The organism is Jatrophihabitans sp. (assembly GCA_036389035.1).
GTDB lineage: Bacteria > Actinomycetota > Actinomycetes > Mycobacteriales > Jatrophihabitantaceae > Jatrophihabitans_A.
In genome coordinates this window covers 144,915-165,134 of record DASVQQ010000007.1, presented here as the reverse complement: position 1 = coordinate 165,134, position 20,220 = coordinate 144,915, and the positions used below count along the sequence as shown (strand labels likewise).

At 69.0% G+C, this 20,220-nt stretch carries 18 protein-coding genes and 4 tRNA genes; 12 read left to right on the top strand and 10 right to left on the bottom strand.

Features of this window, described 5'->3' with window-relative positions; all coding sequences use genetic code 11:
- Positions 1-39 precede the first annotated feature (39 nt).
- Entirely contained in the window at positions 40-2,571 is a 2,532-nt protein-coding gene (locus VF557_03350) for a DUF3516 domain-containing protein (GenBank protein ID HEX8079223.1), read from the top strand.
- Here VF557_03350 and VF557_03345 read toward each other — a convergent pair.
- A complete protein-coding gene (locus VF557_03345; protein ID HEX8079222.1) occupies positions 2,549-3,595 on the bottom strand; it encodes a LacI family DNA-binding transcriptional regulator in 1,047 nt (348 codons plus the stop codon). The genes VF557_03350 and VF557_03345 overlap by 23 nt on opposite strands.
- 307 nt (positions 3,596-3,902) lie before the next feature.
- On the opposite strand from VF557_03345, the gene VF557_03340 reads away from it, so the two are divergent.
- Positions 3,903-4,823, top strand: coding sequence for a ScbA/BarX family gamma-butyrolactone biosynthesis protein (locus VF557_03340; GenBank protein ID HEX8079221.1), 921 nt, complete (start codon positions 3,903-3,905; stop codon positions 4,821-4,823).
- 5 nt (positions 4,824-4,828) lie between these two features.
- Here the strand turns inward: VF557_03340 and VF557_03335 are convergent, their stop codons facing one another.
- The 5 genes from VF557_03335 to VF557_03315 form a co-directional block, all read right to left on the bottom strand.
- The gene (locus VF557_03335; GenBank protein HEX8079220.1) at positions 4,829-5,503 is read right to left on the bottom strand and encodes a ScbR family autoregulator-binding transcription factor; all 675 of its coding nucleotides are present in this window, start codon (positions 5,501-5,503) and stop codon (positions 4,829-4,831) included.
- Positions 5,504-6,001: 498 nt separating this feature from the next.
- Positions 6,002-6,089: transfer RNA gene (locus VF557_03330), tRNA-Ser, on the bottom strand.
- A 16-nt stretch (positions 6,090-6,105) separates the two neighbouring features.
- Positions 6,106-6,585 (bottom strand): tRNA adenosine(34) deaminase TadA, encoded by a 480-nt coding sequence (tadA, locus tag VF557_03325; GenBank protein HEX8079219.1) that lies wholly within the window; start codon positions 6,583-6,585, stop codon positions 6,106-6,108.
- Complete coding sequence (locus VF557_03320) at positions 6,582-7,091, bottom strand: tRNA adenosine deaminase-associated protein (protein ID HEX8079218.1); 510 nt, start codon at positions 7,089-7,091, stop codon at positions 6,582-6,584. Before VF557_03320 ends, tadA begins: the two co-directional genes overlap by 4 nt.
- Positions 7,088-7,573, bottom strand: coding sequence for a tRNA adenosine deaminase-associated protein (locus VF557_03315; protein HEX8079217.1), 486 nt, complete (start codon positions 7,571-7,573; stop codon positions 7,088-7,090). The genes VF557_03320 and VF557_03315 overlap by 4 nt, the downstream gene beginning before the upstream one ends.
- Before the next feature lie 259 nt (positions 7,574-7,832).
- Between VF557_03315 and VF557_03310 the strand changes: the two genes are divergently transcribed.
- The 9 genes from VF557_03310 to VF557_03270 all read left to right on the top strand — a co-directional run bounded on the left by VF557_03310 (position 7,833) and on the right by VF557_03270 (position 14,218).
- Positions 7,833-8,810, top strand: a complete 978-nt coding sequence (locus VF557_03310) for a prephenate dehydrogenase/arogenate dehydrogenase family protein (protein HEX8079216.1) — start codon at positions 7,833-7,835, stop codon at positions 8,808-8,810.
- A gap of 28 nt (positions 8,811-8,838) precedes the next feature.
- Positions 8,839-9,789, top strand: coding sequence for an asparaginase (locus VF557_03305; GenBank protein HEX8079215.1), 951 nt, complete (start codon positions 8,839-8,841; stop codon positions 9,787-9,789).
- Between the two features lie 186 nt (positions 9,790-9,975).
- A complete protein-coding gene (locus VF557_03300) occupies positions 9,976-10,590 on the top strand; it encodes a TetR/AcrR family transcriptional regulator (protein ID HEX8079214.1) in 615 nt (204 codons plus the stop codon).
- A gap of 93 nt (positions 10,591-10,683) precedes the next feature.
- Positions 10,684-10,756 (top strand) — tRNA-Glu (locus VF557_03295).
- A gap of 94 nt (positions 10,757-10,850) precedes the next feature.
- Positions 10,851-10,924, top strand: a tRNA-Asp gene (locus VF557_03290).
- 64 nt (positions 10,925-10,988) lie between these two features.
- The gene (locus VF557_03285; protein HEX8079213.1) at positions 10,989-11,684 is read left to right on the top strand and encodes a sirohydrochlorin chelatase; all 696 of its coding nucleotides are present in this window, start codon (positions 10,989-10,991) and stop codon (positions 11,682-11,684) included.
- Between the two features lie 71 nt (positions 11,685-11,755).
- Positions 11,756-11,829, top strand: a tRNA-Phe gene (locus VF557_03280).
- A 381-nt stretch (positions 11,830-12,210) separates the two neighbouring features.
- Positions 12,211-13,209, top strand: a complete 999-nt coding sequence (locus VF557_03275) for a fatty acid desaturase (GenBank protein ID HEX8079212.1) — start codon at positions 12,211-12,213, stop codon at positions 13,207-13,209.
- 79 nt (positions 13,210-13,288) lie between these two features.
- Positions 13,289-14,218: a LysR family transcriptional regulator gene (locus VF557_03270; GenBank protein ID HEX8079211.1), complete on the top strand. Its 930-nt coding sequence runs from the start codon at positions 13,289-13,291 to the stop codon at positions 14,216-14,218.
- Positions 14,219-14,227: 9 nt separating this feature from the next.
- On the opposite strand, the gene VF557_03265 is transcribed toward VF557_03270, so the two are convergent.
- On the bottom strand, positions 14,228-15,187 hold the full coding sequence (locus VF557_03265; protein ID HEX8079210.1) for a hypothetical protein: 960 nt from the start codon (positions 15,185-15,187) through the stop codon (positions 14,228-14,230).
- Between the two features lie 176 nt (positions 15,188-15,363).
- Between VF557_03265 and alaS the strand changes: the two genes are divergently transcribed.
- Entirely contained in the window at positions 15,364-18,075 is a 2,712-nt protein-coding gene (alaS, locus tag VF557_03260; GenBank protein ID HEX8079209.1) for an alanine--tRNA ligase, read from the top strand.
- A 77-nt stretch (positions 18,076-18,152) separates the two neighbouring features.
- Here the strand turns inward: alaS and VF557_03255 are convergent, their stop codons facing one another.
- The 3 genes from VF557_03255 to VF557_03245 all read right to left on the bottom strand — a co-directional run bounded on the left by VF557_03255 (position 18,153) and on the right by VF557_03245 (position 20,217).
- Positions 18,153-18,521 carry a hypothetical protein gene (locus tag VF557_03255; protein ID HEX8079208.1) on the bottom strand — a complete coding sequence of 123 codons (369 nt, stop codon included), beginning with the start codon at positions 18,519-18,521 and terminating at the stop codon, positions 18,153-18,155.
- Positions 18,522-18,817: 296 nt separating this feature from the next.
- Positions 18,818-19,180 carry a hypothetical protein gene (locus tag VF557_03250; GenBank protein ID HEX8079207.1) on the bottom strand — a complete coding sequence of 121 codons (363 nt, stop codon included), beginning with the start codon at positions 19,178-19,180 and terminating at the stop codon, positions 18,818-18,820.
- Between the two features lie 224 nt (positions 19,181-19,404).
- Entirely contained in the window at positions 19,405-20,217 is an 813-nt protein-coding gene (locus tag VF557_03245; protein HEX8079206.1) for an MBL fold metallo-hydrolase, read from the bottom strand.
- Positions 20,218-20,220: the final 3 nt, after the last annotated feature.

Genomic DNA, 20,220 nt, shown 5'->3' with positions numbered 1-20,220 from the left:
CAGGACGCCTGGGCCGCTGATAAGGCACCCTGGTGCACGATGAGCACCTCTAAGAAGTCCCTGGCCGGGTTGCTGGACTCCGGCGCCCTGACCGGCGCGGATCCCGACACGGTCTATGACGCGTTCACCGGCTGGGCCGCCGGCCAGGGACTGGAGCTGTACTCGGCCCAGTCCGAGGCGCTGATCGAGCTGCTGTCGGGTTCCAACGTGATCCTGTCCACGCCGACCGGGTCGGGCAAGTCCCTGGTGGCCACCGGCGCTCACCTCGCCGCCCTGGTCCACGGCAGGCGGAGCTTCTACACCGCGCCGATCAAGGCGCTGGTGAGCGAGAAGTTCTTCGCACTCTGCGAGGTCTTCGGCTCCTCCCGGGTCGGCATGATGACCGGCGATGCCAGCGTCAACGGCCAGGCAGAGATCATCTGCTGCACCGCTGAGGTGCTGGCCAACCTGGCGTTGCGCGGGGGCAGTGCCGCCGATATCGGTCTGGTGGTGATGGACGAGTTCCACTACTACGGCGACTCAGACCGCGGCTGGGCCTGGCAGGTTCCGCTGCTGGAGCTCAACCGGGCGCAGTTCCTGCTGATGTCGGCGACGCTGGGTCCGGTCGACTTCTTCTCCCGCGACCTCAGCCGCCGCACCGGGCGGCCGACCGCCGTGGTCAGTTCGGTCGATCGGCCGGTGCCGCTGTTCCACTACTACGTCACCACCCCGCTGCACGAGACGATCGCCGAGTTGCTGAGCACTCACCAATCCCCCGTCTACATCGTGCATTTCACCCAGGCCGCGGCCCTGGAGCAGGCTCAGGCGCTGACCAGCGTCAACGTCTGCAGCCGGGCCGAGAAGGACCTGATCGCCGCCGCGATCGGTGACTTCCGGTTCAGCTCGGGCTTCGGCAAGACGCTGTCGCGGCTGGTGCGTCACGGCATCGGAGTGCACCACGCCGGCATGCTGCCCAAGTACCGGCGGCTGGTCGAGCAACTGGCCCAGGCCGGGTTGCTCAAGGTGATCTGCGGAACCGACACCCTGGGGGTCGGCATCAACGTCCCGATCCGGACGGTGGTGCTCACCTCGTTGAGCAAGTACGACGGCCGCCGCAGCCGGCAACTGCAGGCCCGCGAGTTCCACCAGATCGCCGGCCGGGCCGGTCGCGCCGGTTACGACACCGCCGGAACGGTGGTGGTGCAGGCGCCCGAGCACGAGGTCGAGAACGCCAGGCTGCTGGCCAAGGCCGGCGATGATGAGAAGAAGCGCCGCCGGGTCCAGCGCAAGAAGGCGCCCGAGGGATTCGTGTCGTGGTCGAAGGCGACTCATGATCGGCTGGTCGGGGCCGAGCCCGAGCCCCTGGGCTCGCACTTTCGGGTCACCCACTCGATGCTGCTCAACGTCATCGCCCGGCCTGGTGACGCCTTTGCCGCGATGCGGTACCTGCTCACCGACAATCACGAGGCCGGCCCGGCCCAGCGGCGCCACGTCCGGTCAGCGATTCAGGCCTACCGGTCGCTGCTGACCGCCGGAGTCCTGCAGCGGTTGGAGACCCCGGATGAGACCGGCCGGACGGTCCGGCTCACCGTCGACCTGCCGCCGAACTTCGCGCTGAACCAACCGCTGTCGACCTTCGCGCTGGCCGCGATCGAGTTGCTCGACATCGAATCCGACACCTTCGCCCTGGACGTGCTGTCGGTGATCGAGGCCACCCTGGAAGACCCGCGCCAGGTCCTGTACGCCCAGCAGTCCAAGGCACGTGGCGAGGCGGTCGCCCAGCTCAAGGCTGACGGGGTCGAGTACGAGGAGCGGATGGTGCTGCTGGAGGACGTCACCCACCCGCGCCCGCTGGCCGAGCTGCTGGACGCTGCGTTCGGGATGTACCGCAAGGGCCATCCCTGGCTGATCGAGCATCAGCTGTCCCCCAAATCGGTCGTGCGCGATCTATGGGAACGTGCCATGAATTTCACCGAATACGTCTCCTTCTACGGACTGACCCGCTCCGAGGGACTGCTGCTGCGCTACCTCAGCGACGCCTACCGGGCGTTGCGGGCCGGCGTGCCGCACACCGCCCGGACCGAGGCCGTCGAGGACCTGACCGCCTGGCTCGGTGAGCTGGTGCACCAGGTCGACTCCAGCCTGCTGGACGAGTGGGAGCAGTTGAGGACCCCGGCGGTGGAGCCCGGACCGGCCGGCGTGCTGGCGCCACCGACCCGGCCGCTGACCGCCAACACCCGCGCCTTCACGGTGCTGGTGCGCAACGCGATGTTCCGGCGGGTGGAACTGGCCGCCGGTCACCGCTACGCCGAACTGGGTGAGCTGGACGCCGCCGCCGGCTGGGATGCCGAGGCCTGGCAGGACGCGTTGTCGGATTACTTCAGCGAATACGACCGGATCGGCACCGGCCCGGCGGCCCGGGGCCCGAGCCTGTTCCAGGTCAGCGTGGAGCCCGGACGGTGGCTGGTCCGGCAGGTCTTCGAGGACCCGAACGCCGACCACGACTGGGGAATCAGCGCTGAGGTCGATCTGGCGGCCAGCGACGAGGCCGGCGAGGCGGTGCTGCGGATCACCCGGGTGGATCGCTGGTGAACGCCTCGCCGGAGGCGTCGACGACACCGACGCTCGATTCCCGCACCAGCAGGCGATGGCCGGCGACCACGCTCACCGGCGGGCCGTCCGCGCCTTCGCGGATCCGGCGGCACAGCAGCTCCACCGACACCTCGGCTATCTGCTGCTTGTCCGGCGAGATGCTGGTCAGGCTCGGGGTGGTGAACCGAGCCTCCTCGATGTCGTCGAAGCCCACCACCGCCACATCCTGCGGCACTCGCAACCCGCTGGACAGCAGCGTCCGGATGGCGCCGACCGCCAGCAGGTCGTTGGCGCAGAACACCGCGTCCGGCGGCCGCTTGGCGGTGAGCAACCGGGCCATCGCGGCGGCGCCCTCGGCGCGGCGAAAACGCTCGACCCGGACGATCAGGCCCTGCTCGGGGCGTCGGCCGGCGTCGAGGATCGCCGAGCGGTAGCCCGCCAGCCGCACCGCCCCGGTGCGGCCCTGGGCTTGCGCCCCGATGAAGGCGATCCGCTGCCGGCCGAGTTCGATCAGGTGGCTGGTCGCCTCGCGGGCCGCGCTCACGCTGTCCACCGCCACTCGATCGGCAGTCGCGTGCGTGAAGCGCTCGCCGAGCAGCACCACCGGCCGCTGCTGGACGAGGTCGGCGACGTCGTCACCGGTCAGCGCCAGCGGGCTGGTGATCGAGCCGTCGATCCAGTGCGAGTGCGACCCGCCGGTGGCCAGCTTCTCCCGAGCCCGGTCACCACCGGTCTGGTCGATCAGCACGGTCCAGCCGCGCCGCTCCGCGGCCTCGACGATCAGGCCGGCCATCTCGGCGAAGTAGGGTTCGTCCAGCGCTGGAATCGCCAGCGCGATCAGATCCGTCCGGCCGGTACGCAGGCCGCGAGCCGAGGTGTTGGGCCGGTAGTCAAGTGTGTCTAGCGCCGCTTGCACCCGCGACCTGGTCGCAGCGCTGACAAATGGGTAGTCGTTGACCACATTGGAGACTGTCTTGATGGACACACCGGCTAGCCGGGCCACGTCCTTCATGCTGGCTGCCATGGGCGACTCCTTGCTGTCCGGCGGGTTCCCACGTCGCGCGGCCGAGCTTGTCGCTGGCAAGGTACCCCGTCAGCTGTGCCGGTAGCAGCCGGTACCGCGTTTCCTACCCACGCCGGGAACGTTGGTCACGCGTCGGCAGGTGCGCATGACCGAGTTTGCACTGTCAGCAACATAAGAATGCGGAAATACGTTTGTCTTCGCAGAGTGGCACACCGCGTGGACAATGTATAATTTATGTAAAGTATCCTGTAGCCAGCTGGGGATACGGTCCGTGCGATTTCTGCACTGCCAACGGGGGGAGGCTCGCATGCACACGTTTGATCCGGCACTGCGGGCCGGCCAGGGTCTGAGCTGGGACCGCACCATCGACCGCAGTCTGGTGCACCGGGACTCGATCGCGGAGGTGCTGCTCACCGACGTGATCAGGCTGGCTGACACCGAGTTCCTGGTAGCCGCCCAGTGGCCCAGATCGCATCGGGTGTACCGGCCCGACCCGATCGGCCGCCACGATCCGATGCTGATCCTGGAATCCATCCGGCAGAGCGGCCTGGCCGTGTCGCACTTCGCGTTCGGCGTCGGTTTCGACCAGCAGTCCCTGATGCGAGACGTCAGCTTCGTCCTCGATCAGCGCACCGAGCCGCGGGCCCTGCTGCGGGCGACCAATCTCGCCATCACGGTCAGCTGCCGGGATGTGATCATCCGAGCCGGCCAGTTGCGCGGCATGACCATCGCGCTGTCCTTCACCGCTGATGACCTGCGATTCGCCACCGGGGCCGGGACCATCCGGTGGATCTCGGCACAGAGCTACGCCGCCCTGCGAGCACGTGGCGGGATCCGTCGGGACTGGGATCAATTGCGTTGGGGCGGCGCCGTTCCGCCACGATTGCCCTCGCCGATCCGGGCCATGGCCGACGTGCTGATCACCGCCGAGCCCGGACCCGGCAGCCGACGACGGCTGGTGGTGCCGCTGGATAATCCGGTGTACTTCGACCATCCGCTGGATCATGCGCCCGGAATGCTGCTGATCGACGCGGCCTGGCAGGCCGCCCTCGATCAGCGAGCCGACGACGCCCGGCTCGTCGGCTGCACGCTGGACTGCCCGGCGTTCACCGAACTCGGGGTGGACACCGACATCCTGCTGAGGCCGATCTCAGGCGACACCACCGAATTCTCGGTGCAACAGGATGGCCGGGTGACCGCGTCGGGCAGCCTGCGAATGGCGTCCTGACCAGCTCAGTCGAACTCGGGATCGGAGTCGAGTTGAGCGGTTACCCGTGGAATCGCGGCCCGGACCCGGCGCACCGCCCGCTGGGTGCCCGTCCAGTCCGGGTTGACGGCCACTCCGACGAGGAACACCTTCCAGAACTCGTCCAGCCGACTTTCCAGGTCCGTGCGGTTGGTGAGGATCTCTGACACGTGCTGGATACCGAAGAAGCTGCCCACCAGCGCTCGCGCCGTCGGGGCTGCCTGCAGCCCAGGACGCAAAGTGCCTTCCCGCCGCGCCCGGCTGAACAGTTCCTGCAGGATGCCGACCCAGCCGACGAACGGCGTCGGCATAGCCGCGTTCACCAGTTCACGTTCAAAGGAAAGCCGAACGCCGGCCGTGGTGAGGACGTCGTCGCGAAACCGGCTGCCCACCTCATAGGTCAGCGCGACGACGCTGGTCAACGCATCGGGTGAGTGCTCGATGATCGCGGCCACCAGGGGCGGCCACTGCGCGAACTGCTCCTCCACGATCGCGACGGCGAGCGCCTCTTTGCTCGGGAAGTGGAAGTACACCGCACCCTTGGTGACGCCGGCGGCCTCCACGATGTCGTTCATGCTCGCCGCCAGGAAGCCGGTCCGGGCGAAGACCTCAGCAGCGGCGACCAGCACGCGACCGCGAGTCAGGACCGCTCGCTGCTGCATTGCCACAGGCGCTTTCCTCCTTGGACCTCGCGAGTGGTGAAGTGTATCCGCCGCCGTAACGGGGTTCCCGCTTACGGTTTGTACCGTTTGGAACTGCTATTCAGGAAAAGACCGCGCGGTCGGTTTACTTTCTCACGCCGTCCGGATAAGATCCGCCTAGCGGCGCGCGGAGCCAGGTCAACTCCTGCGGCGCCGCGCCAACTTTGCCACAGGCGCGACAGCTCGACGCCCCTCGCCCGCCTACCCGAGGCCGAATACCCCGTTATGGGCAGGGTCATACCTACAGTCGGTTTTGTTCAACAGTCGCCCAGGGTTCATTGCGCTTCACCCATTTCCGCGCGCCAGCACTGCGGTCACAGCGCTGGTGGTTAGTTTAGAAATACAACTATCACTTGGCCAGCGTCAGATGATTTCGGTGATCAACAGCTGGGCGCCCGAGCGAGGACAGCGGCGACGCGGGGCGAGGGCCGGACCTGGCAGGACGGTGCACGAACCCCGTGGCGGTGGCGGTGGGATTTGAACCCACGGAGGCTTTCACCTCACACGCTTTCGAGGCGTGCTCCTTCGGCCGCTCGGACACGCCACCGCCGACGACAATACAGTCACCGCCGCTCGGCGAAGAAACGGGTCAGCAGCTCGGCGCACTCGTCCTGCCGGACGCCGGCCAGCACCTCCGGGCGATGATTGAGCCGCCGGTCGCGCACCACGTCCCACAGTGAGCCGACCGCGCCGGCCTTGTCGTCCCAGGCGCCGAACACCAGGCGCCGGATCCGCGCCAGCACCAGGGCGCCGGCGCACATCGTGCACGGCTCCAAGGTGACCACCAGGGTGCACCCCGCCAGCTGCCAGTCGCCCAGCGCCTCACCGGCCCGCCGCAAGGCCAGCACCTCGGCGTGGGCGGTGGGGTCAGCACTGGTCTCGCGCAGGTTATGAGCGCTCGCCAGCACCGCCCCGGTCGGCGCGAGCACCACCGCGCCCACCGGCACCTCGCCCGCTGTCAGCGCCAGAGCGGCCTGGCGCAGGGCAGCGCCCATCGCGTCATGGTCGGTGGTGACCTCGCCGCCCGCCGGCGTCCAGCTCACCCGCGGATGGCCTCGAATTCGCTCAGGCAGCCCAGCCGCTCGCACACCGTCTCGATGAGGTCCGCGGGCAGGGTGCCTTCGTGCACTGCCAGCTCGATCAGCTCGTCGGCGGGCACCCCCAGGTCAGCAAGCACCTGCGGATCTCCGAACGGCGCGGCGTCATGCACGTCGGTCGGGGCGTCCTCGTCGCCGTCCAGCGGATCACCGCCCACCTCGGGCAACCCGTCGGCGAAGAGTTGCGCGATCGGGTAGTCGTCGGCGGCATGGCCGTTGGACAGGAACACCCGGATCGGCTCCGCGGCCTGATCGGCCGCGGCGTCCAGCCTGGCCAGCACCGCGTACTCGTCGTCCTGTTCCAGCGCCAGCAGCCGCACCGGATGGTCGTAGTCGCGCAACACGTCGCAGACGTCGTCGATCGACTCGCAACCATCGAGGTCGACCTCTTCCAGCAACCAGCCGGCTTGGGCCTGGTCCTTGCCCAGCAGGGCGAGCGCGAAGTAACTCACAGCGCCACCCGGCCCGAAGAGCGAGCCCTGCGGAATTCATCCTCCAACCCGATCCGCTTGATCACGGAGTCGAGCATGTCCTCGGGATAGGCATCCAGGTCATCAAGTATGGATTCCATCTCGTCCTCGCCGAGCTCGAGATCGTTGAACAGGTCCAGTTCGCCGATCGGCCACACCTCATCGAGCTCGTCATCCTCCGGCGGATCCTCGCCCAGCCGGGTGAGCACCTGGGCCGCCAGCGGAAATTCGACCGAAGCGGTCAGGTCCGACAGCAGCAGGTCGATCCGGGGTCCGTGCGAGCGGGCGATCAGGAAGAACTCGTCATCGATGTTGGCGACCACGAACGGCCCGCCCTCCGGCGGCTGGCTGCGCAGCGCCGACAACAGCACGCTCAGGTCGCTCAGGACAGCCGAAGGCAGCGCGTCGCAGCGCCACACCCCGCCGTCGCGGAATGCCGCTACCGCGTAACTGCCTTGCCCCATGACCCAGCCCCTCCGCACGATTGTGGAAACGGTGTCGAGCCGATGTAGATGTAGTAGTAGTGAAGGTGACCTCCCAGATCCTGGCATGGATCGGTTGCGCAACAAAGCCCGCCGACCATCGAGTGCGCAGGTCGCGTGGCGTCGCCCAGATCACGCCCGCCGGCCGCTTCGTTCCTATCGGGTGTCGGCCCGGCATCGGAACGGTCACGCTGAGCTACCAACTGTAAGTGCATGCCGCTGGCGGCTATACGTTCGACTGGTGCCAGATTCGTTTGACCGCATCGCCGTTCTGGGCCTCGGCCTGATCGGCGGTTCCATCGTGCAGGCGCTGGCCCGGGGCGGGTACCAGGTCTCGGGTTATGACCCCGACCCGGTCGAGGCAGCCGCCGCGCGGGGAACCGGTTACACCGTGGCCGCGAGCGCCGCCGAGGCGGTGGCCGATGCCGAGTTGATCGTGCTGGCGATGCCGCTGCCGCATCTGGAAGGCGCGCTGATCGCGATCGATCACGCGGTCGCCCCGGGCACGGTGGTCACCGATGTCGGCACCCTCAAGGAGCCGGTGCTGCAGGCGGTGCGCAGGCGGCTGCCCGGCGTCCGGTTCGTCGGCGGGCACCCGCTGGCCGGCACCGAGCAATCCGGGTTCCTGGCCGGTGACCCGTTGCTGTTCCGGGACGCGCCCTGGGCGCTGACCCTGGAACCCGACACCGACCTGCAGGCGTGGCTGTCACTGGCAGTGCTGCTGTGTGACCTCGGGGCCAAGCCGGTGCCCACGACGGCCGCCGAGCAGGACGCCGCGATCGCCCGGGTGATCGGTCTGCCGCACATGCTGGCCGAAGCGCTGGCACTGACCGGCCTGCGCGGTGGGGAACTCGGGCTGTCCCTGGCCGCCGGCTCCTACACCTCGGGCAGCCGGGTCGCTCGCACCCGGCCGGAGCTGGTGGCCACCTGGTGTGACGGCAACCCGGCCATGGTCAGCGCGCTCGACGACGTCATCGCCTGGCTGAGCGCCGGCCGGGACGCCCTGGCCGCCGGCAGCACGGTGCTGCCGCTGGCCGAAGCCGGACACCGGGCCCGGATGGACTGGGAAAATCGCGAGTTCGACCCGGTCGACCTGCCGGCCGACGCCGAGACGCTGCGCCAGCACGGTCGCGAAGGCGGCTGGATCACCGCGGTCATCGAGAAGGACGGCCCGAAGATCGGCGAGCTGCGGCTGCTGGGGATGCGCCCGGTGCGCTGACGGCGGGCGGATCGGACACAATCGAGGCGTGATCCGACTCCGCACCGGCGTGCCCCTGATCGAAATCGAGCGCAGCGGCGTGGTGGAGTCGGTGCACACCGGCCACCTGATCGTGCTGGCACCCGACGGCAGCGTCCGGTTCAGCGCCGGCGAACCGGCCCAGCCGGTCTTCGCCCGGTCCTCGCTCAAGCCGTTGCAAGCAGTGGGGATGCTGCGCGCCGGGGTGGATTTCAGCGCCATGGAACTGACCCTGGCCGCGTCCTCGCACTCGGGTTCGCCCCAGCACCAGCAGCTGATCGCGGACGAGCTGCGAGCAGCAGGGCTGACCGAGGACGATCTGGAGTGCCCGCCCGACCTGCCGCTGGGAGTCGCCGAGCGCCGGGCGCACCTGATGGCCGGGCTCGCCGAGTCCAGGCTGGCGATGAACTGCTCGGGCAAGCACGCCGGAATGCTGCTGGCCTGCCTGCGCAACGGCTGGCCGGTGTCGGGTTACCTGTCCCCGGCGCACCCGCTGCAGCAACTGCTGGCGGGCACGGTCGGCGAGCTGACCGGCGAGCCGATCGCCGCCACCGGCGTGGACGGTTGCGGCGCGCCGCTGTTCGCCACCAGCCTGGTCGGACTTGCCCGGGCGTTCAGCCTGCTCGCCACCGGCGGGGCCGAGCTGCGCCGGCTGGCCGAGGCGCTGCGCGCCCACCCCGATCTGCTGGCCGGCGCCGGGCGAGCGGCGACCCGGTTGATGCAGGCAGTGCCCGGCCTGATCGCCAAGGACGGCGCCGAAGGGGTGTTCGCCGCGGCGCTGCCCGACGGCGGGGCGGTGGCGGTCAAGATCGACGACGGCGCTACCCGGGCGGCCGAACTCGCCCTGGTCATCGGCTTGCGGCAGCTGGGCGTCAGCGGGCCGGCCCTGGACGAGCTCGGCACCGCGCCGGTGCTGGGCGGCGGACGCCCGGTCGGGCTGATCCGGCCGGTGCACGGCTGATCCGGCCGGTGCACGGCTGAGGTCGGTGCACGGCTGAGGTCGGCCGGTCCCCACGCCTGGCGGCGCCACCGGATCGGGAGGTCGTAGCCTTCAGCCCATGACCCGCCCCCTGCCCACCGCGGGCACGTTCCTGGCCGACCCGCGCCGTGAGCTGCTACCGGCCGGCGCGAAGACCCGCTGAGCGCCATGTCACCTCCGAGCCAGCCGGTCAAGCCCCAGCGGATGCGCGGCAACCGACCCGCGTACACCACCGAGAGCCTGCTGGACGTGGCTGTCACGGTATTCACCACTCGGGGCTATGAAGGCACCTCGATGGAGGACCTGGCCGCGGCCGCCGGACTGAGCAAGTCCTCGATCTATCACCACGTGCAGGGAAAGCAGCAACTGCTGGCGCTGGCCCTGGACCGGGCGCTGGACGGGCTGTTCGCGGTGCTGACCCAGCGCGGCGCCACCACCGGGCCGGCGGTGGATCGGTTGACCCATGTCATCCGGGGCACCGTCGGGGTGCTGCTCGACGAGTTGCCCTACGTCACGCTGTTGCTGCGGGTGCGGGGCAACAGCCCCACCGAGCTGGCGGCGCTGGCCCGGCGGCGGGAGTTCGACCAGCTGGTGGCGCAGCTGGTCCTGCAGGCCCAGCAGCAGGGCGACGTCGACCCGCGCTTGGACGCCGCGATCGCCACCCGGCTGATCTTCGGCATGATCAACTCGCTGACCGAGTGGTACCGGCCGGGCCGCGCCGATCGGGTGGACCTGCCCGAGACGGTGGTGCAGCTGGTGCTGACCGGCCTGGCGCCGCGCTGACAGGCGACGCCCCTTCCACACCCGGTCGCGACCCGGCCCCTGTGCTCGGCACGCCGTTCTCGGCAGCTAAGCTGAGGCGGCTGTTTCATGTACGCCCCTATCGTCTAGTGGCCTAGGACGCCGCCCTTTCACGGCGGTAGCACGGGTTCGAATCCCGTTGGGGGTACGCACCGAGCGCCAGCGTCTCGGCACGTAGTATGGTTTCGCAGGCTGGCCGGGGAACGCCCCGGTGAGCAGGCAGGTCTAGGAGCTTCTCGCTAGGCCCCGTAGCGCAGTTGGTTAGCGCGCCGCCCTGTCACGGCGGAGGTCGCGGGTTCGAGTCCCGTCGGGGTCGCATCAGATCCGGTTCCCCCAGGGAGCCGGATTCTTGCTGTCCGGCCGTGGATAGGCTGCACTCGATGACTCCGCCAGCGGCTCCGACCCACGCTCCAGCGCTGATCGCGGTGGCGCACGGCACCCGTGACCAGGCCGGGGTGCGGGAGGTCCAGCGGTTGGTCGAGCTCGTGCGGCAGGCCAGGCCGGACGTCCCGGTGCGGCTGTGCTGGCTCGAGCTGGCCGAGCCGTTGCTGCGGAACGCGCTACCCGGCATCACCGGGCCGGTGGTGGTGGTGCCGCTGCTGCTGTCCACCGGCTATCACGTCAAGACCGACATCACCGCGGTCCTCGGCGACCGTCCGGACACCGCGGTGGCCAACCAGCTGGGTCCGGATTCCCGGATCACCGCGGTGGTCCTGGCGCGGATGCGCGAAGCGGGCGCAGTCACGGGCGCCGGCGTGGCGCTGTTCGCGTCCGGATCGAGTGACCCGGAGGCTGCCGAGAACCTGGCTGAGGTCGCCGCCCAGCTCCAGCGGCAGGCCGGCTGCCGGGTGTACCCGCGGTTCCTGACCGACAAGCGATGGCGGGACGGGCTGCCCGACGGCGTTCAGGTGGCCAATTACCTGTTCGCGCCGGGTTACTTCAACGACCAGTTGCGCTCGAGCGTGGGAGCAGGCCTCAACCTTCACCGGGTGCCCGAGCCGATCGGCGCCCATCCGGCGGTGGTCGAGGTGATCCTGGACCGCTACGACGAGGCGGTCGGGTCGCTGGCGCGGTGAACGTCGTTGCCGGGCGTCCAGGGCGCTCGGGTAGACTTTGCGACGCTCGCGGTTGGTTCCGCCGGGTGAACGGCCAGGTAGCTCAGTTGGTACGAGCGACCGCCTGAAAAGCGGTAGGTCGGCAGTTCGATCCTGCCCCTGGCCACCTCTCTTGACTACCCTCTCCGCGGCCACTCTTAAAGCAGCGGTGGCAGCTTCAGTCGCCGTTGGTGACTGCTTCTGTCGGTCTGAAAGCAATTTGTGTCGATTTCTGCGCAGGCCAATCCCTTTCGTGACCATGAAGCGTTACTTTAAGGCAAGAAAAATACGTCTTAATAGATTTCCCCACATGGCGCCTATATCTTGATGTATCGCCGATACAGGGCTGGTGCAGTGAGCGACTGCAGGCACCCACGACGTCCGCCCACCCTCAGTACGTAACCGGGAAAGGCTTTCAGCCAGCTAGGCCCATCGAATCGAATACCACGTACCGCGCAGGCACTGCGTTGCCGCATGCCCCGGCGCGGTCCCTAATCGCGGAGTTCAAGTGACCAAACCAGTAGATGTCGAGCCTGACCTCGACGGTTCCGAGAATGTCCTGCTTGCCCCTGTTCGCGGACCTGAAATCCGGCGTAATCTCGACCCGGAATTCTTTCAGAAGCGTCCGGGAGTCTTCCTGGTCAAATTCACAGCGGCCGTCCTGATCATCGTCGCGGCCTGGATGTGGGTCGCCCTACAGCCCAGCGTGCTCTCCATCGTGGTCTCAGTCATCGTCATCGGTCTGATGTATGCACATCTGGTGGAATTGCAGCACGAATGCCTCCACGAACACGCCTTCCGCAGTCGCGCACTGAACCGGTTCTTCGGCTTCATCGCCGGCCTGCCGATGCTGAGCTCGTACTGGCACTACAAGTACGAGCACCTGCGGCACCACGCGTTCCTGGGCACTCCTCAGAATCAGGAATTCTTCAACTACCAGTTCCACAAGCTGGACTCACCGCTGGGCTTCGTCCGTGGCGCCTACAACGTGGCCCGGTACGGCGAGGTCGTCAAGGACATCGGCCGGGCGCTGGTCGGCCGGACCAACCCGCGGGTTGCCAAGCCCGCCGCGGCCAAGCGCATCCGTACCGAGTACCAGTTGTTCGTGGTGTTCATCGTCGCCGCTGTCGTGTGGAGCGTGCTGGCCGGCAGCCCCTACCTGATCTGGGTCTGGTTGCTGCCGACGCTGCTGGTCGCCGAGCCCACCCACTTCATGATCGAGCTGCCCGAGCACTACGGCCTGAACACCCAGACCGACGCCAACGTGCTGTCCAACACCCGCAGCATCCGCGGCGGCCGGTTCGGACACTGGTTCACCAACGGCAACGACCTGCACACCGCCCACCACTTCCACCAAGGCGTTCCGATGGTCAACGTGCCCAAGCTGCACGAGGTGATCAAGGACAAGATCGAGACCTTCGATCCGTCGTTCAGCCACTTCTACAAGGGCGTGGTCACCGGCGAGATCCGCTTCCAGGGTGACGACAAGACCTGCATGACCCGCTGATCCGGCAGGCGCGCCGGGTGCCCAAGGGAACAGAAAGCTCTACTTAATAATCAGCTCCTCGACCCGGTAGCCTCGCTTCATGTTGGATGTGCGGCGACTTCGCATCCTGTTAGCGGTTCAGGAGCACGGTGGGGTGGCGGCAGCGGCTCGGTCGCTCGCCTTCACCCCACCGGCCATTTCCCAGCAGATCGCGGCGCTGGAGCGGCAGGTCGGGGTGCCGCTGCTCGATCGCAGTCAGCGCTCGGCGCGGTTGACCCCGGCGGGACTGCGGCTGGCAGCCCATGCCGAGCGGATCCTCAGCCACTTGGACGCGGCCGAGGCCGATCTGGCCTCGATGAGCGGCCAGGCGTCGGGCCTGTTCCGGATGGGCGTCATTCCGACGGTCGCGCGCATCATGTTGCCGCTGGCGCTGCGCCGGCTGGCTGAGACCGCGCCCGACGTCGCACTGCACATCGAGCAGGGCGAGCCGGAGGACAGCCTGCCCGCGCTGCGCCGCGGCGACCTCGACCTGGTGCTGGCCGGCGAGTACGCCGTCGCGCCGCGGCGACTGCCGCCGAGCCTGGACCGGCACCAATTGTTCAGCGAGCCCATGCTGGTGGCGGTGCCGGCCGAGCATGCGTTGACCGGGCCGAGCGTGCCGTTCATCGAGCTGGAGAAGCAACGCTGGATCGCGGCCCCACCCACCTCGTCCTGCGCGCCGCTGCTCACCCGCTCGGCCGGGCTTGCCGGGTTCGAACCCCACGTGGTCGGCCACTGCGACGATTTCGGGCTTGCCCTGGCCCTGGTCGCCAGCGGCCAGGGCATCGCGCTGGTTCCCAGCATGGTCGCCGCGGAGTACCAGGTGACCTCTGACCAGCTCCGCTTCCTCTATCCGGACAAGCCGAAAACCCGTCGCGACATCTATCTCGCGGCTCGCCGGGGCACCACTGCCGACCCGGGCATCGCCTGCGTGCTGGGCGCCCTGCACGAAGCCGCGGCGACCCTCGCCGCCACGACCTCGCTGGGATAGCGCAGGCTGCTAGCGCTTGACCATGGCGATCGGGGTGCCCTCAGCCGTCAGGAGCACCCGGTCGCCGAGCGGCGTCGCCAGCCGGACCGTGACCGTTCGGTGGGCGGCGATCGAGTTGCATGCCTGGTCAGCGGGCGTGCTGTCGCCGGCCGGATTGGGCGTGACCACTTCTACGCTGATCACCGCCGCGGTTGGGGATTCGGTCACCTTGCCGGCGTACTCGGCCCCGCACGGGGATGGCCCGGCCGGGCTGCCGGTGAAGCTGTAGGTCAGCGTCTGATCGTCAGCAGCGATGCTGGTGGTCTGATCGCCTGGCCAGCTGGGCTCCAACGGTTTGGCCGGCCACAGGCGGGACTGGTCCACCGCGAGCACTCGTACGCCGCCGGCCACCCCGGCGAGGCTGAACTCCCAGGCCGGCAGCTGTTGCAGACCGCGGTCGGTGCTGAACTTCGCGCCGGTCAGGCTCGCCTTGACGATCTTGAGCCGGGAGCTGACCTGCTGGCCGCTGACGTTCGCCCGAAGCCGGTCAAGGGCCGCCTTCGCCGAGACCACCGGGTAGCCGTCGGAGGTCGGCGGTGCGGCGGGCAGCGCGACACCGAGCTCGTACTGGCCGGCCCCATAGGCCATCTTGTCCTCGTCGGTGGCAAAGCCGGTCGAGGGATCGAGCACCATGCCCGAGGTCAGCACCAGCGGACGCGGGCTGGCGTCGACCGGAAAGGACTGCCAGCGGGCCAGCGCGGTGTCCGGATTCCCGCTGGGCGCCGGCCCGGCCCGCCCGATGCCGTCGCTCGCGCCACCCGGTAGGTCGGCCGTGCTGCCTGCGCCCGGGGCGGCCGCGCACCCTGCCAGCAGGCCCAGCGCGAGCACGGCTACCGCCGTGGGCAAAGCCCACCGAACGGCTTCGCGGCGACCGGTGGCTCGGTTCGGACTACCGACGTGGGGCAGGGCCGTCGTTGCCGGTGCGCGCATCTGACTCGCTCCTCTACTGGTGTCATCTCACAGATGCCGTATCTAGCTCATTACGTTGCATCGGGCGGTGACCGCACGGAAAACGGCCTGCCACTGCCCGGTTCGAGCCCCGTTGTAAAGCATTGGCTGCAATCCGAGAGAATGGAGGCAATCCCGCCACACTTTCGAGGAGAGCCGTGAAAACCGCCGAGATACGCCAGCGCTTCGTGGACCATTTCGTCCGCCACGGGCATGAGGTCGTTCCCGGCGCACCGCTGCCCTTCGACGACCCCAACCTGCTGTTCATCAACGCCGGCATGGTGCAGTTCGTGCCGTACTTCACCGGGCAGCTCGAGCCGCCGTGGTCGCGCGCCGTCAGCGTGCAGAAGTGCGTGCGCACCCTCGACATCGAGGAGGTCGGCAAGACCACGCGGCACGGCACCTTCTTCCAGATGAACGGCAACTTCAGCTTCGGCGACTACTTCAAGGAAGAAGCGATCAGGATGGCCTGGGAGCTGTCCACCGGCCCGGTCGCCGACGGCGGCTACGGCCTGGACGGCGATCGGATCTGGGCCACCGTCTACCTCGACGACGACGAGGCGATCGACATCTGGCGCCGGGTCGTCGGGCTGCCCCTCGAGCGGATCGTGCGGCGCGGGATGGCCGACAACTTCTGGTCGATGACCGTTCCGGGCCCCTGCGGCCCGTGCAGCGAGCTCTACTACGACCGGGGTGCCGCCTACGGCCCGGAAGGCGGGCCGGCGGTTGACGAGGACCGCTACATGGAGTTCTGGAATTTGGTCTTCATGCAGAACGAGCGGGGCGCCGGCCCGGCCAAGGAGGGCTACGAGATCCTCGGCGAGCTGCCCCGCAAGAACATCGACACCGGCATGGGCCTGGAGCGGGTGGCCACCCTGCTGCAGGGCGTGGACAACCTCTACGAGATCGATGAGACCCGGCCGGTGCTGGACCGGGCCGCCGAGCTGTCCGGCAAGCGCTACGGCGGTGAGTCCGGCCCCTCGGCGGCGGAGTCGGCGCCCGACGACGTCCGGCTGCGAGTGATCGCCGACCACGTGCGCACCGGGCTGATGCTGGTCAACGACGGGGTGACCCCGAGCAACGAGGGCCGGGGCTACGTGTTGCGCCGGATCCTGCGCCGGGCGGTGCGCTCGGCCCGGATGCTGGGCGGTGAGTTCACCGACGGCGCGGTGCTGCCGCAGTTGCTGCCGGTCGCCCGCGACGCGATGGCGCCCAGCTACCCGGAGCTGGCCATCGACTACGACCGGATCGCGATGATCGCCTACGGCGAGGAGGACGCCTTCCGGCGGACCCTGGCCTCGGGCACCACCATCCTCGACGTGGCGGTGCGCGAGGCGCGGCAGGCCGACCGGCCGGCGCTGTCGGGTGAGCGGGCCTTCGCGCTGCACGACACCTACGGCTTCCCGATCGACCTCACCATCGAGATGGCGGCCGAGGCCGGCCTCAGCGTGGACCAGGAGGAGTTCCGCAGGCTGATGGCCGAGCAGCGCCAGCGGGCCAAGGCCGACGCCCGGTCCAAGAAGTCCGGCGTGGCCAGCACCGCCGCCTACCGCGAGTTGCGCGAGCACGGGCCGACCATCTTCACCGGCTACGAGAGCTTGGAGACCGAGTCCCGGATCCGCGGCATCATTCGCAAGGACGAGCTGATCGAGGTCGCCGGGCCGGGTGAGATGGTCGAGGTGGTGCTGGATGCCACCTCGTTCTACGCCGAGTCCGGTGGGCAGGTCGCCGACGAGGGCGTCATCGTCATCCCCGGCTCTAGCGGGGAGACCCGGCTGCGGGTGCTGGACGTCCAGCGCCCGATCAAGGGGCTGATCGTGCACCGGGTGCAGGTCGAGTCCGGCGAGCTGCGGACCGGCGCCGAAGCGGTCGCCCAGGTCGATCCGGAGTGGCGGCTCTCGGCCCGGCAGGCCCACTCGGGAACCCATGTCGTGCATGCGGCGCTGCGCGAGGTGCTCGGCCCGTCGGCTTTGCAGAGCGGCTCGTACAACAAGCCGGGATACCTGCGGCTGGACTTCGCCTGGTCCAAGGGTCTGGACCAGCGCACCCGCACCGACATCGAGGAGACCGCGAACCGGGCGCTGCGGCGTGACCTGCCGGTGGCGGTGCGCTACATGCCGCTGTCCCAGGCCCGCGAGATCGGCGCGCTGGCCCTGTTCGGCGAGACCTACGACGCCGAGGTGCGGGTGGTCGAGATCGGCGGCGCCTGGTCGCGGGAGCTGTGCGGTGGCACGCACGTCTCGCACTCGTCCCAGGTGGGCGCGCTGGCGATCACCGGCGAGGCCTCGGTCGGCGCCGGGGTACGCCGGATCGAGGCCTACGTCGGGCTGGACGCGATCAAGTTCCTTGCCAACGAGCGCGCCCTGGTGGCGGCCCTGTCCGACCTGGTCAAGGTCCCGCCGGCCGAGCTGCCGGACCGGATCGAGTCGCTGATCACCCGGCTGCGCAACGCCGAACGCGAACTGGATCGGCTGCGGGCCGGCCAGGTGATGCAGCAGGCGGGGCCGCTGGCGCAGCGAGCCACCGACGTCGCCGGGGTGCAGTTGCTGACCGAACTGGTGCCGGCCGGGGTCGCGGTCAACGACCTGCGCAACCTGGCGGTGAACGTCCGGGACCGCCTCGATCAGTCCCGGCCGGCTGCCGTGCTGCTGGCCTCGGCCGTCGAGGACAAGCTGTCCTTCGTGGCCACCGTCAACTCCGCGGGGGTGGCGGCCGGACGCTCAGCCGGTGAGCTGGTCAAGGTGCTGGCGCAGGCCCTCGGGGCCCGTGGCGGCGGCAAGGCCGACGTCGCCCAGGGCGCCGGCGGCTCGCCGGGCGACGCTCCGGCGGCCTTCGACGCGGTGCGCGAGGCACTGCTCAAGACGTCCTGACGTGCGAGGCCGGGGCGGGCTGGTGCCCGCCCCAGCTCGTCAAAACGCCCGGCCGATCAAGGCCGCCGGTGCCTGCGTCACGGCCGGCAGACCAAGCCCGAACCGCCACTCGCGGTCGCGCCGCTGCTGTCCCTGACGGTCACCCCGTTGCTCCGGAGCGTGTTGTACTTGCAAACCCCGGTGATGGTCTGGCCACCGACGAAGGTGCTGCCGGTGTACCACCCGTTAGACACCGTCCAGGTGTAAGTGTTGCCGCCGGTGCCTCCCGACACATTGGCCGTGCAGGAGTAGGTGCCGTAGTGGGTGGGATCGGGGGCGTACGCACCGGTCTGCGCGCAGGACACGGAATTCACCGTGAGCGTTGCGGCATGAGCGGGCTGAGCCACCGACATGGCGAATGCGAACAGCAGTACTGCGAACAGGCGGACGGGCAAACGAGCGGCCATAACGGGTCTCCTCGGGAGCGCACGGGGGGTGTGAAGGGAGCGCTACCTTCGCATAGCCACGCCGCCCTGTCGAGAGCCGCCCGCCGGTGTGGTCACCCGACTTTTCGCGCATCCACCTGCTCCGCGGCGGCATCGCTTCAGGCCGATCGTTGGCCGCCTAGCAGGGCGGCTCGCCGAGCGGAACCCTGCAGCACGGCCAACGATCGGGCCACCGACGACTTGGACGGGTCAGGGACGACGCTCGCCGGCCAGCAACCAGCAACGCCGGGCTGAGCGCCCGATCGCTCGTGCCTGCCTTACGGCGTGCAATAGATGCTGCTGTGCGCGGTCGCGGTCGCGCCGCCGCTATCGGTCACCATCACATCTTGGAACCGGACGGTGTTGTGTTTGCACCCGAAGTTCTCGGTTTGCGCGCCCACGTAGGTAGAGCTGCTGTACCACCCAGAAGAGACAGTCCAGGTGTAGGTGGTGTAGCTGCCGGTTCCTCCCGATGGGTGGGCCGTGCAGGAGTAGGCCGAGAAGCCGGGGTAGCCCGGGTAAGGGCTCATTCCGCTGCAGGTGATGGAGACCGTGAGCGTTGTGGCATGGGCAGGCGGAGCCGCCGACATGGCGAATGCGAACAGCAGCACGGCGAGCAGCCGGGACAGGCGAGTGGCCATAACGTCTCCTTAAGCATGGGTGGGCGATATGTACGAGGGAGCGATACTTTCGCATATCTGTGCCTGCCCTGTCGAGAGTGGCCAGCAGGCTTTTCAAGCACCACATCGTCCGCAGCTGCGGCGTGGCTTTAGCGCTGGTCATTGGGCTCTCAGCAGGGCGGCTCGCCGACAGCAACCCTGCAGCACGGCCAACGATGGGGACTGCCTACGGACCACCCGATCCGTCAGGGACGCTCGCCGGCCAACCGATCGAGGTAGCGCTGGGCTGATCGCCGGACCGCTGCCGCGCCGTCGCGCACGACCACCCGGCCCCACCAGCCGCCGTAGACCCGGTCGAAGGCGAACGGCGAGATCCGCTCGACGATCTGACGGATGGTCGCCGGATCCAGCGGGATGTAGTTGGGAAAGCTCCACATGAAGCTGACCCATTCCCGGTCCTGCACCACGGTGATGGTGTCGCCGGTCAGCAGCGCGCCGCGGCCCTCGGCGCCGGCCGGCCAGTGCAGCACCGCCGCGCCGTCGAAATGGCCGCCGATCCTGGCCACCCGCAGACCGGGCACCGGCTCGACGCTGTCCTGCCACAGCCGCACCCGAGCAGACGGGCGCTGGATCCACTGCTGATCCGCGGCCGGTATCAGGATCCGGGCGTCGAAGGCCTCGGCCCATTCCACGCAGGCCGCGTAGAAGTGCGGGTGCGACAGGCAGATCGCCTCGATGCCGCCGCGCCGCGCGACCTCGGAGTAGGCGGCGTCATCCAGCAAGGAGACGCAGTCCCACAGCACGTTGCCGTTCTCGGTGCTGACCAGCAGCGCGCGCTGGCCGATCGCGAACGACGGCTCGGTGCCGATGCCGAGCAGGCCCGGCTCCTCCTCGCGCAGCTCGCTGGAACGCTCGCCGGCCAGCTCGGCCATCGTGGTCCAACGCTGGCCCTCCCAGCCGACGTACTGGCGCTCGTCACTGCAGATCGGGCAACTCTCCGGCGGGGTGACGGTGTCGGCCTGCTGCACTCCGCAGGTCCAGCAGATCCAAGCCGGCATACC

Coding starts and splice junctions, on each gene's coding strand:
- VF557_03350 (HEX8079223.1), top strand. CDS start 40: ATGAGCACCTCTAAGAAGTCCCTGGCCGGGTTGCTGGACTCCGGCGCC.
- VF557_03345 (HEX8079222.1), bottom strand. CDS start 3,595: ATGGCAGCCAGCATGAAGGACGTGGCCCGGCTAGCCGGTGTGTCCATC.
- VF557_03340 (HEX8079221.1), top strand. CDS start 3,903: ATGCACACGTTTGATCCGGCACTGCGGGCCGGCCAGGGTCTGAGCTGG.
- VF557_03335 (HEX8079220.1), bottom strand. CDS start 5,503: ATGCAGCAGCGAGCGGTCCTGACTCGCGGTCGCGTGCTGGTCGCCGCT.
- VF557_03315 (HEX8079217.1), bottom strand. CDS start 7,573: ATGGGGCAAGGCAGTTACGCGGTAGCGGCATTCCGCGACGGCGGGGTG.
- VF557_03300 (HEX8079214.1), top strand. CDS start 9,976: ATGTCACCTCCGAGCCAGCCGGTCAAGCCCCAGCGGATGCGCGGCAAC.
- VF557_03285 (HEX8079213.1), top strand. CDS start 10,989: ATGACTCCGCCAGCGGCTCCGACCCACGCTCCAGCGCTGATCGCGGTG.
- VF557_03270 (HEX8079211.1), top strand. CDS start 13,289: ATGTTGGATGTGCGGCGACTTCGCATCCTGTTAGCGGTTCAGGAGCAC.
- VF557_03265 (HEX8079210.1), bottom strand. CDS start 15,187: ATGCGCGCACCGGCAACGACGGCCCTGCCCCACGTCGGTAGTCCGAAC.
- VF557_03255 (HEX8079208.1), bottom strand. CDS start 18,521: ATGGCCGCTCGTTTGCCCGTCCGCCTGTTCGCAGTACTGCTGTTCGCA.
- VF557_03250 (HEX8079207.1), bottom strand. CDS start 19,180: ATGGCCACTCGCCTGTCCCGGCTGCTCGCCGTGCTGCTGTTCGCATTC.
- VF557_03245 (HEX8079206.1), bottom strand. CDS start 20,217: ATGCCGGCTTGGATCTGCTGGACCTGCGGAGTGCAGCAGGCCGACACC.